14 protein-coding genes are annotated in these 16686 nt (G+C 62.3%); 2 read left to right on the top strand and 12 right to left on the bottom strand.

Annotation, left to right across the window (positions count from 1 at the left end; genetic code table 11):
* Positions 1-195: 195 nt before the first annotated feature.
* Both BLS08_RS05205 and gtfA read right to left on the bottom strand, forming a co-directional pair.
* The gene (locus BLS08_RS05205) at positions 196-735 is read right to left on the bottom strand and encodes a YaeQ family protein (protein ID WP_017675113.1); all 540 of its coding nucleotides are present in this window, start codon (positions 733-735) and stop codon (positions 196-198) included.
* 64 nt (positions 736-799) lie between these two features.
* Positions 800-2239 carry a sucrose phosphorylase gene (gene gtfA / locus BLS08_RS05200; protein WP_017675114.1) on the bottom strand — a complete coding sequence of 480 codons (1440 nt, stop codon included), beginning with the start codon at positions 2237-2239 and terminating at the stop codon, positions 800-802.
* 243 nt (positions 2240-2482) lie between these two features.
* On the opposite strand from gtfA, the gene BLS08_RS05195 reads away from it, so the two are divergent.
* Positions 2483-4213 carry a tetratricopeptide repeat protein gene (locus BLS08_RS05195; RefSeq protein WP_017675115.1) on the top strand — a complete coding sequence of 577 codons (1731 nt, stop codon included), beginning with the start codon at positions 2483-2485 and terminating at the stop codon, positions 4211-4213.
* Between the two features lie 7 nt (positions 4214-4220).
* Here BLS08_RS05195 and BLS08_RS05190 read toward each other — a convergent pair whose 3' ends face one another.
* The 10 genes from BLS08_RS05190 to bacA all read right to left on the bottom strand — a co-directional run bounded on the left by BLS08_RS05190 (position 4221) and on the right by bacA (position 16139).
* Positions 4221-4421, bottom strand: coding sequence for a hypothetical protein (locus tag BLS08_RS05190; protein WP_081593803.1), 201 nt, complete (start codon positions 4419-4421; stop codon positions 4221-4223).
* Entirely contained in the window at positions 4370-4972 is a 603-nt protein-coding gene (locus tag BLS08_RS05185) for a hypothetical protein (protein ID WP_231976596.1), read from the bottom strand. Before BLS08_RS05185 ends, BLS08_RS05190 begins: the two co-directional genes overlap by 52 nt.
* Positions 4972-5661, bottom strand: coding sequence for a phospholipase D-like domain-containing protein (locus BLS08_RS05180; RefSeq protein WP_017675118.1), 690 nt, complete (start codon positions 5659-5661; stop codon positions 4972-4974). The genes BLS08_RS05185 and BLS08_RS05180 overlap by 1 nt, the downstream gene beginning before the upstream one ends.
* 12 nt (positions 5662-5673) lie before the next feature.
* Positions 5674-6222 carry a rhomboid family intramembrane serine protease gene (locus BLS08_RS05175; RefSeq protein ID WP_017675119.1) on the bottom strand — a complete coding sequence of 183 codons (549 nt, stop codon included), beginning with the start codon at positions 6220-6222 and terminating at the stop codon, positions 5674-5676.
* Complete coding sequence (locus BLS08_RS05170) at positions 6219-11456, bottom strand: DNA repair ATPase (protein WP_017675120.1); 5238 nt, start codon at positions 11454-11456, stop codon at positions 6219-6221. The genes BLS08_RS05175 and BLS08_RS05170 overlap by 4 nt, the downstream gene beginning before the upstream one ends.
* 182 nt (positions 11457-11638) lie before the next feature.
* Positions 11639-11878 carry a hypothetical protein gene (locus BLS08_RS05165; RefSeq protein WP_026088396.1) on the bottom strand — a complete coding sequence of 80 codons (240 nt, stop codon included), beginning with the start codon at positions 11876-11878 and terminating at the stop codon, positions 11639-11641.
* Positions 11879-11986: 108 nt separating this feature from the next.
* A complete protein-coding gene (locus tag BLS08_RS05160; RefSeq protein WP_017675122.1) occupies positions 11987-14032 on the bottom strand; it encodes a flotillin family protein in 2046 nt (681 codons plus the stop codon).
* Between the two features lie 84 nt (positions 14033-14116).
* A complete protein-coding gene (locus BLS08_RS05155) occupies positions 14117-14758 on the bottom strand; it encodes an OB-fold-containig protein (RefSeq protein WP_017675123.1) in 642 nt (213 codons plus the stop codon).
* 50 nt (positions 14759-14808) lie between these two features.
* Positions 14809-15504 carry a PspA/IM30 family protein gene (locus tag BLS08_RS05150; RefSeq protein ID WP_017675124.1) on the bottom strand — a complete coding sequence of 232 codons (696 nt, stop codon included), beginning with the start codon at positions 15502-15504 and terminating at the stop codon, positions 14809-14811.
* A gap of 14 nt (positions 15505-15518) precedes the next feature.
* A complete protein-coding gene (gene bacA, locus BLS08_RS05145) occupies positions 15519-16139 on the bottom strand; it encodes a biofilm formation regulator BacA (protein ID WP_017675125.1) in 621 nt (206 codons plus the stop codon).
* Positions 16140-16432: 293 nt separating this feature from the next.
* Between bacA and BLS08_RS05140 the strand changes: the two genes are divergently transcribed.
* Positions 16433-16684: a hypothetical protein gene (locus BLS08_RS05140; RefSeq protein WP_017675126.1), complete on the top strand. Its 252-nt coding sequence runs from the start codon at positions 16433-16435 to the stop codon at positions 16682-16684.
* The last annotated feature ends 2 nt before the right edge of the window (positions 16685-16686 follow it).

The raw sequence follows: 16686 nt of genomic DNA, 5'->3' as shown, positions 1-16686 counted from the left end.
ATGGGAGTGGCTTGTCTCCCCTCTCCCATTTATGGGAGAGGGGCTGGGGGAGAGGGTTCATCCAGCAACACCGAGTCGCCGAAATCCCCCTCTCCCTAGCCCTCTCCCCGAGGGGAGAGGGAACTGAACCGTAGCCCGGATGCAATCCGGGGAATGTGCAAAACCATTTTCCCGGATTGCATCCGGGCTACGGTTTCAACGCTGACCAGCGAGCCACTCAATGGGAATCTCGTGCTGACCGCGCTCGTCGGTGACGAACAACTCGCCATCGCTGATCATCACGCTCCAGTTCAGCGAACGCGGCATGTCCAGCGCCAGGTTGGCCAATGCCTCCTGGCCAAGCGCAACCACGTTGATATTCTTCAGGCTGCGCACCGGGTCGAGGCACTTGGTCTGCCATACGCGCAGGTTGCCATAGGCCACCAGGCTGAACTTCTCGGTACGCCGCGAGCACCAGGTGATGCGCTCACTGTCGGGCTGACCCACTTCGATCCAGTGCAGCACGCGATCGTCCAGGCTCTTTTCCCACAACGCCGGCTCGTCGACGTCCGACAGGCCGCGACCGAACGCCAGTTGCTCGTGGTAGAACAGCGCATAGGCAATCAGCCGCGCGGCCAGGCGCTCTTCGGTCTCGGACGGGTGGCGAGCGACGGTGAAACGCAGGTTTTCGTAAACGCTGCGATCCATGTCGGTGAGGTTCATGTCGATCTTGTAGGTGGTCGATGGCAGGGCCATGGCGGGCTTCTTGACTGGTCGAAAGAGCGCAAGTCTAACGCGAAAGCATGGCCCCCGCCGACCTTCAACAGGTCATACGGCAGATCCTCAGTTGCTCATCAGTGTAATCGATGATCGCTTGCAGGCTGCTCAGATCGAGGTGCAAACGGCAGTAATGCTCGCCATGACGCCAGGCCAGCAGCAGTTGGTCGTCAGCCGCATAGTTCTGCTCGAAACGCCCCTCGAAAGCCGGATGCTGGCAACGAAAGCGCATCAGCGCCAGCAAGCGCTGCACCAGTGGCTGCTGCAATGCCTGCTCGGCCTCCTCAAGGCTGTAGTAATGGCGATTGACGTCGCGCGCCTCGCCGGTCTGCTCGAGCAGGTCAAAGTCGTTGCAGCCAGCCAACAGGCCAACGTAGTAAACCTGCGGGATACCCGGCACGAAGAACTGGATGGCGCGTGCGGCGATATAAGCCTCGTCATTGCGCATAAGCGCCTCGTAGAAGGTGCAGGTCAGCTGGTAGATGGCCCCGACGCTGTGCACGTTCACCGCCGAGCGACGCATGATCGGGTCGGCGCTGCGGGTCGAGACCTCGTCGATCAGGTACTGGATCTGCGCCTCGGGCAGCATGCCTTCGACATCCGGAATGCAGATGCCGTCGTGGGTATCGAGCACGGTGATCTGATTGCGCGGGCACATGCGCAACCAGTTCTTCAGATAACGGCTGCTGCCACTGAGCAATGCGTGCAGTACCAAGGGCGGCAGGGCGAAACCGTAGGGGCGCATGTGCCGCCGTGAGATGGCGTACTGGTAGCTGATGTGGTCATGCACCTCCGGCAGCATCTCGGCCTCGTACTTGGCCCCGGTTTCGCGGAACCATTCGAGGATGCGGTACACGTTCGGCTCCACCAGAAAGCAGCTGGTACCGATACGTTTGGTGGTGTAGCCGAAGGCATCCAGACGAAACAGCTTGACCCCGCGCGCCGCGAGAAAGGCCATGTACTGCTCCATCAACTGGTAGGTTTTCGGCGAGTCGTAATTGAGGTCGATCTGTCGCTCGGTGAAGGTGCACCAGACCCGACAGGTTTCACCATTGGCCAGGCGCACCTCGCGAAACGGCTCCTTTTCCTTGCGGATATGGATCTTGGCCAGGTCGTCGTGAGTGATTTCGCCGAAGCTGTCTACCTGCACGAAAAGATCCGCGTAGGGCGAGTCCTGACCATGTGCAATGAAATCGAGAAACTCCGGCGACTCGTCGGCGATATGGCTGATCACCAGATCGACGCACAGGTCGAAGCGCGCGGAGATGCGCTCGACATCCGCCCAGTCGCCGTAGCGCGGATCCACCTCCATGTGGGTGAGCGGCGAGAAGCCTCCATCGGCATTGGACGGATACAGCGGCAGGATATGCACCCCGCCAAGGGCGTCACCCAGATGCCGATCCAACAGTTGGTAAAGCTCCCCCAGGTTACGTCCCAGGCGGTCGGGATAGGTGATCAGTTGAACAGCGTTGCGCAGCGTCATGAGCCCCCCGGTATATCGATGGTCTATCAGACAGACCTAGGCCACCCTCTTTTCGTTCGTCAAGCCACCCTGCGAGATTAGCTTGCCGCGCGCCCCGCTGCCGGGACATGCGCCTCTCCCTCAAACCGGTTGGCAAATGCTGTGCAATACGGTTGTAAGCCAGCCTGACAATCCGTATAAAACGCCTCGGCCGAGCATGAGCAACAGGCCGGCCAGGGATCGTTAGCTGATAAGGAAGTCGTCGTGGAGCTGTTCGTTGGAATCATCGCTATCGTCTTTATTCTGTTCGTTCTTCACGTGTCCCATGCACCTGAAGAACCCAAGCTCGAGCTGCAGGGCGGCACAGCTCGCCTCACCCCCACCGAGGCCACTCAACTCAACCGCATATTCGTGCTGCAAGGCAGCGCCCCCGACCTCGCCATGGCGCTGGCCGCACAGCTTTGGGGCGACGCCTGGCAACTCGCCCACGTCTCACTCTGCTCAAGACTGATGCTGTTGAATCGCGAAGAAGAGGCGCTGGAGCTGCTTTGGAAACTTGACTCTTCTTACCGTGAACAGGCCCTGCAGACGATGCTGCAGGAGTTGGTGAGCAGAGGCGATGCCGGCAAGGCCCTCCAGCTGCAGAAACGTTTCGACGTCACCTGTGCCAACTCACCGCTAACGTACGGCACGCTGCTATTAGCCGAGGGCAAAACGCAAGAGGCTCGCAAAGCACTGGATGCCCTGGACCTGAATCAGCAGATCAGTGAAGGGCAACTGCTGGATCTCGCTCGCCTGCGACAGGCGTGTGACCAGCCAGAGCAGGCCGATGAAATCCTGGCCAGGGTCGAGGCACAGCTCGACAGCAATAACGAACCGGATTTCAGCTGGCGCCCACTGCTACAAACACTGGCTGATCTGCAACACTATCCACACCTGCTGCAACTTGCCCAGCGCAGCGATCTGCCCGGATACAGCGTCGTGGAGCTTCTGGCGGCCCACGGACGATACGACGAGGCACTGGAACTGCTGGCTGCGACGGATACATCGAAAGCCTACATGATCGATGCGCCGCAGCTCTTCGAGCATTTCATCGAGGCCCAACGGCCCGAACTTTTGCAGCGCCTGCTTGCAACGCAGAAGGACGGTCTGACGTCGCACCTGCTGCAGTGCCATGTCAGCTGGCATGCACGGCGTGGCGACATCACCCAGGCCCAGCAACTACTGGATCGAGAAATGCAGTGCCTGGATGTCTCGGTCCAGCACTGGCTGGTACTGAGCCTGGCCGAGGAGCACGCACAGAGCAACGCGTCATGGGCGACCAGCCTGCGGCGCCAGGCCGAGCGCCTACTCGTCGGCGAACAAGGCAAGGCCTCCTGGCCAGGCATGCGCCTTTATCATCTGCAGCACCTGCTACGTGAACAGGCCAGTCGTGCGCCTGCTCAGCGCGACAACTGGTCGTTGCGCAACTTCCTCGAAGAGGCCGAACGGCTGCACGCCGAACTCGACGCCGAGGACAGCCTGAGCGAACGCATCCTCTACAGCCAGCTACTGGATAAACTGGGTCAACCCAAGGCGGCCAGGGATTTACTGCTGCAGCTGCGCCAGCAACTGGAGGCAGGCGAGGGTATCGCGCCAGAGGACGCGCCGTATCACTACAACGAAATCATGCGGGCTCTGATCGACATGGGCGAGCTCGAGCAAGCCAGAGAAATGTTGACCCAGAAACTTGCCGAGGACGATATGAAGCAGCCGCTGATGACGGCTTATCTCGATGCCGGTCTACTGGAGGAGGCGCTCGCCTGCATCGACCTACACACGCTGATCGGCAGCTGCGGCACCTCCAACCTGCAGCGCCTGCACCAATCCATCGCGGCAGTGAAGGAGACGGATGCACAACGCTATCAGCGCCTGCAAACGCAACTGCAAGAGTGTCTGAACGACGACCAGTCCTGGCGCAGCTGGGGGCAAATTCATATCTATGGGGCAGGATGAATACCCCTCAGAGCCGCTCCAGTACCGCCTGCAACGCCTGCTCTGGTGCCTCACGCCATAGACCGTAGCTCAGCGGCAAGGTCTCCAGGCCGGCGCGCGCCAGCACCAGGTAGCGCTCCAGTTCGAGAAAGCCTTCGCCCTCCCCCGGAAAGCCGATCAGGTCGATGGCCAGGCACTTGTCGCCGCGGCGACAGAACAGATCCAGCACCTGCCCGGCCAGCGGATAGTGACTCCACACGCTGACACCCTGACTTTCGAGCGCCTGACACAGGTTCTGGCGGGCGCTTTCCACAGCCCTCGCCTGCCAACTGACAGCAGGCTTGTGCAGGAATTCCAGGTAGCGGCGCAACAGATGCGCAGCAGACGCCAGTTGCCATGCACCTGCTGCGGGTCGATGGCGAGCAAGTGGCTCTGCCCGTCCGCCATCGCTTGCAGGCTCGCTTCGTAATAGAACAGCGGGCCGCAGATCGCCTGCGAACCACCGCCCTCCAATTGCAGGCGGCCACAGTTCGGCAGCACGCCGTAGACCAATTGCAGCTCACACTGATACAGCGCCTGCGCCTCGGCCAAAGCACGCCCCAGCTCGGCCGACAGCGGCAACAGGGGTATGCCGCCGCTGGCCAGTTCCTCACACCCATCGAGCCAGGCCCAGCGGTTGGCAGGCAGCTTGCCGAGGTTGTCCAGGTCCAGGTCGCGGCTGTCGGCCAGGTAGCAGCTGCGATAGAAACCGAGAAACTGGCGGGCGTGAGGATGTTTCATCAATTACCTGCGTAGCGTGCCCAGAGTGCTTCGAACTCACGACTGTAGGCTGCCAGCAGCTGCGGATGGTCGATCACCAGCAGGTTTTCCTCGTTGCTGGTGGTGGCGCTGCGCGTCCAGTTGAAGCTGCCGTTGAGCAGCAAGCGGCCATCGAACAGGGCGAACTTGTGGTGCATGTGATAAGGCCCGGCGTCGATGCGCAGCGGCACACCCTTGTCACGCAGCCACTGGATATCGCTGCCGACATCGAACTGTTTTTCGTTGTCGGTGATCACTCGCACGGCGATGCCGCGCTCGTGACAGGCAAGGATTTCCTCACTGAGCTGATCGTCGGAGATGGTGTAGACGCAGATCTCCACGCTCTTGCGCGCCTGGCGGCACAGCTCGCGAATCTTACGCCGGCAGCTCTCGCCCGGACTGAAGTGAGCGCTGGCATGCTCCACGCGCGGCGCGCTGCCAACGCTGTCGAGGGTCTTGATCACCTGCTCAAGCCATTTCAGCGCAGGCTCGACGTTCTCCGGCTCACGCATCAACTCGCGGGCCAGGGCGAAGGCGCGGTTGCGCATGAAGCGCACCTGATCCTGATTCAACTCGCTGCCCAGCTGGCGCAGCTCGTCACGCTCCTCATTGCTCAGACGCAGATCGGCCAGGCTGTCACGCAGTTGCTGATCGAGTCGATTGAAATCCATTTAAAGTCCCTTTTAACGATATTTACGACGGCTCAGCGCGGCATAGAGAACACCGCAGAAAGCTCCCGCCAGGTGGTATTCGAAGGAAACGCCGGCACGCGGCAGCAGGCCGAAGAACCAGCCGCCGTAGAGGAAGAACACCAGCACGGCCAACAACAGGTCGAGCAGGCTGCGCTCGAACCAGGCCCGCGCCAGCAAAAGCCCCCAGAAGCCGAACAGCCAGCCGCTGGCACCGACGTGCAGGCCGATACGGCCGAACAGCCAGACCAGCAGACCGCTGCCGATGATGATAAAGGCGCTGGCGAAGAAGAAGTCGCGGCGTGAGCGCAGCAGCACCAGGCTGCCGAGCACCAACAGACCGCTGAGGTTGCTGAGCAGATGCGCCCAACTGCCATGCAGCCAGGGCGCGAGGAGAATGCCGGGCAGCGCCTCGATATGCCGGGGCACCAGCCCCCAGACATTCAAGGCGCCGCCAAGGGCGCCATTGACCAGTTGCACCAGCAGCATCGCGCCGCTGATCAACAGCAGCGGACGCAACTCAACCAGCCAACCTCGCCTCACGGCGCCTCGTTGTCCGAGGCGTCGCTGCGCTGCTCCTGGCCAAGTAGCGAGCCAAGGTCACGCAATTGGGTGGAGATTTCCAGCATGCGGTTGTGGGTACGCAAATCGATATCGATTTTCTTGTCCATTGCCTTGATCAGCGGCAGGAAGCTGTTCTCCAGGCTATCGGCCAGGCTTTCCAGCAATTTTTGCGTACCCTGCTGCGGCGGCGCAACCACCTCCACCTGCGGGCGCAGCTTGCCGAGGTTGTCCAATCCAGTCAGCAACTGCTCCCAGGGAATACTCGGCGTCTCGTCGGCCGATTTGCCGGCGCCCAGGCCACGCACGCTCTCGACCAGATCATTGAGCTGCGCCACCACGCGGCCGCCAACGTCGGTATCGCTGCCGCCCATGGCCTTGTTGCGCATGAAGTCGCGCTTGATCTGCGCCCAGCGCTCGGCCTGCTCGGGCGTCATGTTGCCACGCAGCTCGGCGAGTTTGAGCAGGTTTTCCTCGGCGCCGGTAGTGAGCAGTTGCGACTCGCCCTGGTAGTGGTCGGCGATCAGTTGCAGCAGTTCGGCATCGTTCATCACCGCACTGATCTTCTCGGCCATCTTGTTCATGTTGCGGTAACTGCCCTGCAGCTTGAACGGTGGCTCAGTGCGGTAGCTGTCGGCCTGCGCGGCGCTGACGATGTATTGCTGGTTGACCCGGCCGACCACATCGCGAATCTGCATCAGGCGCTGCAGGGTCGAGGTGATCTCGTTGATCTCGGCGGCGCTGTAGGTGTGGCTCAGCTCGTTGGCGGAGAACGGCTTGCCCTCGGCCTTGGCGACGAAGCGGTAGACGTCGGCCATGTCGCGGGTGGCCAGCGGTGCCAGCACCGGGTTGGAGGTCAGGCTGTTCTCGATGTAGGACAGCGCGAAGGCTTCCTGCATGCCGCCCAAGGTGTCGCCCAGGTTGTAGATGTCAGCACGGTTGGCAAGCATGTCGGGGATCTTGAACACGTCGCCGGACTCGGTGTACGGGTTGCCGCTCATCACCACGCAGAATTTCTTGCCGCGCATGTCGTAGGTCTTGGTCTTGCCCTTCCACACACCCTCGATGCGCCGGGTGCCGTCGCACAGCGAGATGAACTTCTGCAAGAACTCCGGGTGAGTGTGCTGGATGTCGTCGACATAGAGCATCACGTTGTTGCCCATCTCCAGCGCCAGGTTGAGCTTTTCCAGCTCCTGGCGCGAGGTGGCGTCCGGCGCCTGCGCCGGGTCCACCGAACGCACTTCATGGCCCAGAGCCGGGCCGTTGATTTTCATGAAGATCAGGCCCAGGCGGTGCGCCACGTACTCCATCAGCGTGGTCTTGCCGTAGCCGGGCGGCGAGATGAGCATCAGCAGGCCCATCAGGTCGGTGCGCTTGTTCTCGCCGGCGGTGCCCATCTGCTTGGCCAGGTTGTCGCCGATGAAACCCAGATACACGTCGTTGATCAGCTTGTTACGCACGAAGGAAGACAGCGGCCGCGGCTTGAACTCGCTCAGGCGCAGGGCCTGGCGCTCGCGGTTGATCACCTCCTGGCGCAGCGCCTGGTAGCGCTGCAGCTGCGGCACGAAGTCGCCGCGATGCTGCTGCAAACGGGCGAAGTAGTCGTCGATGGCCAATACCAGGGCACCATCCTGCACACGCGGATGGTCGCCGAGCAGGCCACTGACGCTGAAGCGCAGGTCGACCTCGGTGAAGCGCCGCGGGAACTCGTCGTCCAGCAGGCTGACAGCGATCGCCTCGGGCACGTAGTCGGCAAGTTCGGCCATGCTGGCATCCTGCGCACACAGGCCATCGAGCCAGGTCTGCGCCAGCGACCAGCGCTGCACCGGGCGGCCGCGCAAGTTGTCCAGCGCGGCGCGGTAGTCGTCCCAGACATGGCTGGCCTGCATGCGCTGCTGCAGGGTGTCGAGCAGTTGCCGCGCGTACTTGCTGAAGGTGAACTCGATGGGCTTGGCCGCCAGCTCCTCCACCAGATAGGCCGCAGCCGTCTGGCGCTGCGCGGCCGTCACCGCCAGCGGGTGCTGGGCGAGGAAGCGCTGCATGGCCGCATCGATCTCTTCGCGCAGGCGTTGCACGCCGTCCTCGCTGCCGAACAACTGGCGCAGGTGCAGGCTGCTGCGCGCCCGCTCCGGCCACAGCTCAGCCTCGATGTCCTGCCCCCAGCGGTTCCAGAACAGCGCGGCAAAGCCCCGCGCGGCCGGCGCGTAACGCAGCAGCCCGGCGCTTTCGCGCAGCGGCAACAGCTGGATCAGGATCAGCGCGGCATCGTGGTCGTGAATACCTTTCTCATAGGCCTCCTTGTAGCGCGGCGCGGCGAAGTCGCGGATCAGCCGAGTCAGGTCTTCCGGATGCGCCAGATGGGTCTTGAGTAGATCCAGGCTAAGGCCTTCACGCCCGCTCAGAGCAGCGTCCAGCACCAGGCCGGCGAGGTATTCGGCGCGGTACAGCGCAGGCGATTCGGACTCCAGCGAGACCTGCCAGTAATCGCGCAGGCCTTCCAGCGTTTCGTCACGCAACGGTTCGAGGAAATCGGTGCCGGTCAGGTGCAGATAGAGCTGATCACCGCGCGGCATCAGGGTCAGATCCAGCTCCTGGGTGTTGACGCTGAAGCGGTGGCGCGGGCCGAGCTTGATGACGTTGCCGCGCTCTTCGAACAGCTCGCTCTTGTCGCGCAGCGCACGCACCGCCTGGTCGCGGGCGGCCTTCAGGCGCGCCTCGACATCGTCAGCCTTGACGCTGTCCTTGAGCTCGCGCAGACGTTCGGCCATTTCGCGCAGCTTGAGAATCAGCGGGTCGGCGGCGAAGAAGGCGTTGAGCTCGTCCATCTGGGTCAGGCGTGCGGTACGCCGGACGAGGCTGTCGAGGATGCGCTGGGCAGCGTCGAGCACACCCTGGGCGCGGCGCTGACGCTCGTCGAGCAGGCTCTGCTTGTGCGCCTCGAAGGTTTCCAGCAACTCCTCGCGCTTGCCGAGGATATCGCTGAGGAACTGCTCCTGATCACCGAACTGGCTTTCCAGCTCTTCCAGTTGCACCAGCAGGCGCGACAGCTGTTCGTCGCACTTCTCCGGGTCCTGGGCCAGCGCCAGAGCATTGGTGATGCCCTGGCCAAACAGTTTGAACTGGGCGCCGAACTGCGCCACGGTCTCGGCCGAGCCCAGGCCCTTGCGCCGTTGCTCGGCGCGCGCCTTGGCCTGGTTGAGACGGGCGTAGACCTCGGAAATCGATTCGACGATGCGCGTGCGCTGGGTGGCGTCATCGATCTTCAGCGAGGCCATCAGGCTCGACAGCATGTCGAGGTTGCCGGCCATCTCCTGCATCTCGACCAGCGGCTCGTTGAGCTGGGTGACGGTCTCGGCCTTCTGCGCCAGGACATCCAGCTCGCCCAGGCGCTGCACATAGGGTTGCAGCGCCGCATCGCTGGCGAGGAAGGCCGAGGTGGCGCCGGCCACGCGCTCCTGGGCTTCGAGCAGCTCGGTCTCCATGGCGTCGATACGCGCCACGTCGATGTAGCGGTAGTCGCGGATGGTCAGCAACTGGCCGCGCTGCGCGGTGATGGCGTTGAGCGCCTCGACGAAGTGTTGCACCTCGTCCCAGCTGTCCACCAGCAGGCCGGAGAGCAGGCTCTTCTGCCGCGTCTCGGCCTCGGCCATGGCGCGCGCGGACTGCTGGCGAATGCTCTCGACCTTCTCGAACTCATCCAATACCAGCTCGGACGTGGCGGCTACTTCGCGTAGCAGCGGCGCCAGTTCGGCGCACTGGGCGTCGCCCAGCCAATGGTAGACGTCGAACAGACGACGGGTGTTCTGGCACAGCTGGGTGTAGCGCGCCACCGACACTTCGCGGCTATCGATCTCACGGCTCAGATTGAGCAGGTCGGACACGCCACGCACCAGCTCGGCGTTGCCGATACGGCCGAAGAAGCCGCTGCGCGCAGGCTGGCGTGCGGCATGGTCCTCGCTCTCGAACGGCGTCTGCCAGATCTGCATCGGGTGGATGCGCGTCGGCTCGCTGCCCTCGGCGGAAAAGATCACCATGCGCCCGTCTTCCAGGCGCGCGTAGCCGTGACCGAAGATCGGGTTGTGCAACTGGCGGTTGATCATGTTGTAGGTGAATAGCGCCGCGCGGCCTTCTTCCGGGTGATAGAAGATGTACTGCACGTCCTCGCCGTTGGGCGAGCGCACCGAGCGTTTGAAGCGCATGCCGCCCATGGGCTGTTCGAAGGTCTTGTACTCGCCGCTCTGCAGGTAGTAGCCGCCGGGGAAGATGATGCCGTGGTCTTCCGGCAACTGCACGCAGGCCAGGCCGATGGCGTCGATACGCTCGACCTGGTTGGTCAGGCTGTTGAATACCAGGTAGCGCCACTGTTCTTCGCGGTACGGCAGGATCTTCAGCAGAATCAGGCTGCCCAGGCGGGCATATTCGATCTGCGCGTCATCCAGCGACTGGGTCTTGTCGACCACGGCTTCACGGTAGATACCCTGGCCGTCCTGGGTGTTGTTCTCGACCTTGATGGTCAGATCGCCGCCAACGGTCTCGACGAATACGCTGTCGAGGATGTTGACGTGCGGATGGCGGCCCATGACCACCATCTCGCGGGTGGTCTTCTGCCACTCGAAGTCGAACGGCGCCGGCAGCGCGATATCGCGCTCGCCACGGTTGTCGATATAGCGCACGTCCTTGCCGTCGATGGAGATCGACCAACGGAACACGCGGATGTCGGTGATGCGCTCACCGATCTGGAAACTCGCCAGCAGCTTGCCGTCACGGATGGCCAACTGCAGCAGACGGGTGTTCTTGTAGTAGGTGTACAGCTCGTTGAAATCGGCGACGAAACTGGCCTGAGCCAGGAAGCTGCCGTCCAGCGGCACCGATTCGGCATCGAAGCCGTCAGGGGTTTCCACCAGGCGGTAGAGGGAGAACACGTCGGCGACGCTGGTTTCCTTCTTCAGCCCCAGGAACACGTTGTAGCCGAACAGCAGGCACTCGCCGACCTGGACGATATCGCGGGCGATGCAGTTGTTCTCGGTGCGGATACGCACCCGACCAATGGCCTCCATGGCGCTGCTGCCGAACTCGGCCAGGCGCTGGCCGTTGAGCGTCTCGGTCAAGCTGCGCAGGCGCTGGCCCTGCTCCTGCAGGCGCCTGTGCAGCACCTCGTAGGCGCCGCCTTCGGCGACGGCCTTGTCCAATACGTCCTGTGTGTGTGCGTCCGACATCGTAGTCATCCTGAATCTGCTGCGTCTAAAACGCCCCTCCGCAGAGGGGCTGGCAGGTTGGGCTGGGCGGCATCCGCGTAGGGTGGCCCCGGGCGCCCACTTCAACCCACTATCTATGGCCGACGTGGTGGGCTGAAGCCCACCCTACAAACTGCGAGTGTTGGTAGGGTGAGCAGGCCTTGCTATACGCCGATCTTCTGCTCGACGATGGCGATCTTGTCGCGCAGCGCCGCATCGATCTCTTCCGGGCGCACCTGGGCGATGATCTTGCGCAGCACCCGCACCTCGTTATCGTCGATCACGCCGTCTCGCTCGGCAATTTCCAGCAGCGCTTTGAGCTCCTGCGCATCCAGGCGACCGTCATTGCTGAAGCACTGGATCGAGCGGAAGGTCATCTCCAGATAATCTCTTGACTCTGACATCTCATATTCCCTGATTGGTCGAAATTAGGTGGTCATGTGGCGGGGGCGGCTGAAGCCCCTACCACAGTGAGCAATGGTGGGCGGCAGCCCACCCTACAGACAGGGCGCTCAGGCTTGCTCCGGGCCTGCGCTCGGTGCAACCACCGGTGCGGCCGGAGCGGCCTTGCCAGCCAGCAGACGCGACAGCACGTCCTGCACCACCGGGCTCTTGCCGACCACGCCTTCAATGGCCTTGCCCACCGACAGCGATTTGGCGAAGGAGTTGAAGAAGTCGCCCTCGCCACCGACGATCTCGATCTTCGCCTTGGCCAGCGCGGTGGCCAGCACCTCGGCCTGATCCTTGGCAATTTCCTTGTTGGCGGCGATGGCGGCCATGGCCTCCTCGAAGCTCTTCTCCAGCTGCATGCGGAACTCTTCGTGAGCACGCGCGTTGTCGCTCAGTGCATCCAGCGCGCCGAACTTCTTGCCCAGACCTTCGGCTTCGGCGTTCAGGCGCTCCAGCAGCACCTGCGCTTCGGCCATGCCCAGATCCTGAGTCGCCTTGGCTTTGGCGGTGCCAAGTTGCTCTTCACCGCGCGCCTGGGCGCCGAGCTTCTCTTCCAGCACCTTGGCGTCGGCCAGGCCGTCTTTTTCCTTGGCCGCCGCTTGCGCTTCGATGACACGCGCCTGCGCCAGGCCTTTCTCCTGCTCGCCCTTGGCTTCGGCGATCAGACGCTCGGCCTGCACGCGAGCCTCGGCCAGGCCTTCCTTCTCCTTGGCCGCAGCGGTGACTTCACGCACGCGCGCATCGGCCAGGCCAGGTGCGGCGCGCTCGGCTTCGATACCTTCGGCCAGTTTCTTCTTGGCCTCGGCGCTCTTGGCCGCTGCTTCCAGCTCGGCCTGGGCCAGGTTGTTGATTTCCACAGCCTTGTGCTTGGAACGGGTTTCGTCGGCTTCAGCCTGCTTGACCTGGCGCACCAGCTCCTGCTCGGCTTCGGCCTGGGCATTGAGCACGGTGACCTGCTTGAGGCGCTCGGCCTCGGAGACTTCACGCACTTCCTTGATGCGCTCTTCTTCCTGGGCCACGGTCTTCTCGACTGCGACGCGCTCGCGGATCACGCCAGCGATGTTCTTGCGCTCTTCTTCCAGCGCCTTTTCCTTCTCGATGCGCTGCAGTTCGACTTCGCGCTCGCGGGCGACCACTTCCAGGTCCTTGGCGCGGGTGACTTTCTCCACCTCGATGACTACGGCTCGCTGGCGATTCTGCTGGGCCACCTCGACTTCGCGCTGATGGTTCTCGGCGCGGATATCCAGCTCCTGCTGGGTCTGGATGCGGGCCTGTTCGGCCTTCAGGCGTTCTTCCTCGCGTACCTTGAGGGTTTCCGCTTCCTCGCGGGCACGGATGGTCTCGATCTCGCGCTTCTGGCGTGCTTCGGCATCGGCCTGCTGGCGTTCCAGCGACAGGGTCGCCTCGCGGGTTTCGACGTTCTTCTTCTTGATCGCCAGCTCTTCGTTGCGCTCCAGCTCGTTGGTGATGACGTTCTGCGCAGCGGTCAGCTCGGTGATCTTGCGGATACCTTCGGCGTCGAGGATGTTGCTCGGGTCAAGCGAGTGCTTGGCCGTCTGCTCCAGGTAGTCGATGGCCACGTCTTCGAGCACGTAACCGTTGAGATCGTTGCCGATCACCTCGACGATACGATCACGAAACTCCTGACGATTCTCGAACAGCTGGACGAAGTCGAACTGCTTGCCGACAGTCTTAAGTGCTTCGGAGAACTTGGCGTTGAACAGTTCGTTGACCGCTGAGCGGTCGGAGGCACGCTCCACGCCGATGGCCTTGGCCACCTTGAGCACGTCTTCCTGAGTCTCGTTGACACGCAGGTAGAAGGCCACGGTGATATCGGCACGCATGTTGTCGCGGCAGATCAGACCGTCCTTGGCGCGACGGTCGACTTCCAGAGTGATCAGGGAGATCTTCATGAACTCCTTGAGGTGGATCACCGGGTATACCAGCGAGCCGGTGAAGTGCACCTTGGGCGTCGAGCTCATGTCGTTGACGATCAGCGCAGTGCCTTGTGGAACCTTGATGTAGAAGGCCTTGAACAGGGCAATCAGGGCGATGATGAAGAGGACGACCAGCCCTGCCCCGACGATGAAGGGAATGACGTTTTCCATTACAGCTTTACTCCTTTGCTAGTTGTGCAGGCAGGTTCGGCATACCCTGCCTGCCCTCTGTTACGTACGGATGGTCGGCAGAGGCTAGACGCCTCGAAATTCTTCTTCGGTGATGACGCGATAGGCATGTTCGGCCGCCAGGTATTCGAGCAACACGACGCGGTCGCCGCGCTTGAAGCCCAGCGCCTCATCGGCACGTACCCGCAGGATCAAACCAGCGCCGCCATCTTCCAGCACCGCCTCACCATGACTGGTGGTGACACGACCACTGCGCACCACGGCCACCTGGCCCAGCACCGACTTGCTGCTGATCGCCTCGACCTTGTGGAACAGCGGCCGCAGCGGCCGACAGATCACCGCGCACAGCGGTGCAGCCAGCACGAAGGCGCCAGCGATGACCACCAGCCCCAGCGGGTAACGCACAATGCCCAACGGCAGGTGACGCAACAGCCATAGCTCGATGAAGTAGCAGGCGAACCAGGCAAAGAAGAACAGCAGCGTCAGCACCAGGGTGACCGGTACGCCATCGAGTTTGAGTTTGTAGAGCAGGCCGGCGAGGCCTTCGGTCTGGCCGCTGCCTTCCATCACCGAATCGGCTTCGACGTCGAGCAAGTCGACCTCGAGCAGGCCGGCGGCAACCACCAGCCAGTAGATGACCGCCACGCACAGCAGAAAGCTGTAGATGGCGGTGGGGAATGACAGCGCTGTCTGCAGGAAGAGTTCCATTTATTCCTTTCCCTGATGTAGGGAAACGGGGCGCGAACGCCCCGCATCATTCAAGCCTTGGACTTGTCCTTCAGGCGCGCCAGCACGCTGTCGGCACTGGCGTTGTCGGCCTTGATGCCAGCCGCGCGCAGCTTGGCTTCCAGCGAATCGTCCGGCGCACTGGTGGCAGCCAGTTCGGCCGAAGCCTCCATCTTCGCCGCACGCTCGGCCTGCTTCTGCTTGATCCGCTCGAGCGACTCGACCGCCGTCTGCAGCTTGGCCTGCGAGCCACCATAACGCTGGGCCACGGCCATTTGCGCCTTCTGCACACTTTCGGTGGCCTTGACCGTATCCACCTGCTGCTTGAGGCGCTTGATATTGCCCTCGGCCTGGGTCACGGCCTTGCGCAGTTGCGCCACGCTGGCGGCGAAACCTTCGGCCTGCTCACGTTCGCTGGCCTGCTCGACTTCCAGGTTGGCGATCTTCTCGGCGACTTCCTTGGCCAGGGTTTCGTTGCCCGCGTCCAGCGCCTTCAGCGCGTACTGTTCGTACTCGGCAATGCTCGCCGCGCTCTTGTTCACCTTGTCGCTGGCCAGCTTCTGCTTGGCCATGATCTCGGCCAGCGCTTCCTTGGACTTGCGCAGCTCGACATCGGAGTCACGGATTTCCTGATCGAGGATGCGCAGGGCCTGGCTATCGACCACCGCCTCACCCACTTCATTGGCGCCGCCACGCAGCGCCGTCAGCATTTTGCTCCAGACATTCATCGTCTTCTCTCCTCTCAGGCACTGGTCTTGAGGAAGCCTTCATAGGCTTCGGTGGCCTTGATCACGTTGTCCGCCAACAGCTCGATCTCGAACACCACGTCGGACAGGGTCGAGGACGAACTCAGCGCACCGAACATGGTGTAGCAATCGCGCCCATCGCCCATTTTTTCCAGGCCGATGGACGACAGCGGGAACAGCTTGTGGGTACGCAGTACCTCTTCGTTGAAGGCCGCCGCATCCTTGACGTCCGCTGCCGGCCAGAGCAGCGCCTCGACGATGATCTGCTCACCGAACACGGCGATGAACAGCGGCAGGTCGCCGTACTCACGCATGGTGATGTGCAGGCTGGCGTCAGCGCCTTGAATCAGCTCGATGCCGGCCTGACCACTTTGGAACAGTTCCGTTGCCGCCAGCGCTTCATGCAGCGCCTGGGCGGTCCAAACTTGAGGCATGCTCATACCCTCCTCCTTCTCCATCGAAGCCAGCAGCGACTGTGGCTGGCGCAGTTTGCGCTCGAACGCGACCAACAATGGCGCATGCTCGGGCAAGATCCAGACTTCCTTCTTGACCAACCCCTGCTCACGCAGACGCTGACGATAAAGACGCTGGTAATGGGCTGATGATTTGTTGTCCATGAATCGCAGCCTAGATCCTTACATGTGAACCGTAAAGTAATCACATGTAATAAATGTGATGCCGTTCGTCAGATCAGCGCGCAGGAGTCATCCTCGGCACAAAACGCCGAAGCATGCACAGAAATGGGAAAGAGGAGAGGCAGGCACTCAGGCTCATCCATGATTCGAGCAAAACGCTTCCATTCGCGAAGTGTCGGATTAAACATCAGGCGCTTTCATTACGCACGGAAAAAAGCGCCAACCGGGTCGCAGTTAAGATCCCTACTCAGCCAACCCAGGAGACAGGCAGCGCCATGAATGAACTCCCACCGGCTGTACGCCAACTGCTGCATGCCAATCAACGCCAGGCAGCAATCGACCTGCTGAGCGAATACCTGGCAAACGACCAGAAGGAAGCCGAACGCCGTATCGATCAGTACCTGGAGGACGATCCACCCGTGCACCTGCGCGGCGCTGCCGTTGTCCGCGCCAGCCGCCTTAACGCCCTGACCTGGCTGATCCTGATCATCCTGATGGCGCTTCTGGCTCTGATCTTCGCCCTTTGAGC

It is taken from the genome of Ectopseudomonas chengduensis (assembly GCF_900102635.1).
GTDB classification, from domain to species: Bacteria; Pseudomonadota; Gammaproteobacteria; order Pseudomonadales; family Pseudomonadaceae; genus Aquipseudomonas; species Aquipseudomonas chengduensis.
Note: the sequence above shows the minus strand (reverse complement) of the source record. Positions and strands in the feature narration are given on the sequence as shown.

Coding starts and splice junctions, on each gene's coding strand:
- BLS08_RS05185 (WP_231976596.1), bottom strand. CDS start 4,972: ATGAAACATCCTCACGCCCGCCAGTTTCTCGGTTTCTATCGCAGCTGC.
- BLS08_RS05140 (WP_017675126.1), top strand. CDS start 16,433: ATGAATGAACTCCCACCGGCTGTACGCCAACTGCTGCATGCCAATCAA.
- BLS08_RS05155 (WP_017675123.1), bottom strand. CDS start 14,758: ATGGAACTCTTCCTGCAGACAGCGCTGTCATTCCCCACCGCCATCTAC.
- BLS08_RS05170 (WP_017675120.1), bottom strand. CDS start 11,456: ATGTCGGACGCACACACACAGGACGTATTGGACAAGGCCGTCGCCGAA.
- BLS08_RS05180 (WP_017675118.1), bottom strand. CDS start 5,661: ATGGATTTCAATCGACTCGATCAGCAACTGCGTGACAGCCTGGCCGAT.
- BLS08_RS05150 (WP_017675124.1), bottom strand. CDS start 15,504: ATGAATGTCTGGAGCAAAATGCTGACGGCGCTGCGTGGCGGCGCCAAT.
- BLS08_RS05205 (WP_017675113.1), bottom strand. CDS start 735: ATGGCCCTGCCATCGACCACCTACAAGATCGACATGAACCTCACCGAC.
- BLS08_RS05165 (WP_026088396.1), bottom strand. CDS start 11,878: ATGTCAGAGTCAAGAGATTATCTGGAGATGACCTTCCGCTCGATCCAG.
- BLS08_RS05160 (WP_017675122.1), bottom strand. CDS start 14,032: ATGGAAAACGTCATTCCCTTCATCGTCGGGGCAGGGCTGGTCGTCCTC.
- gtfA (WP_017675114.1), bottom strand. CDS start 2,239: ATGACGCTGCGCAACGCTGTTCAACTGATCACCTATCCCGACCGCCTG.
- bacA (WP_017675125.1), bottom strand. CDS start 16,139: ATGGACAACAAATCATCAGCCCATTACCAGCGTCTTTATCGTCAGCGT.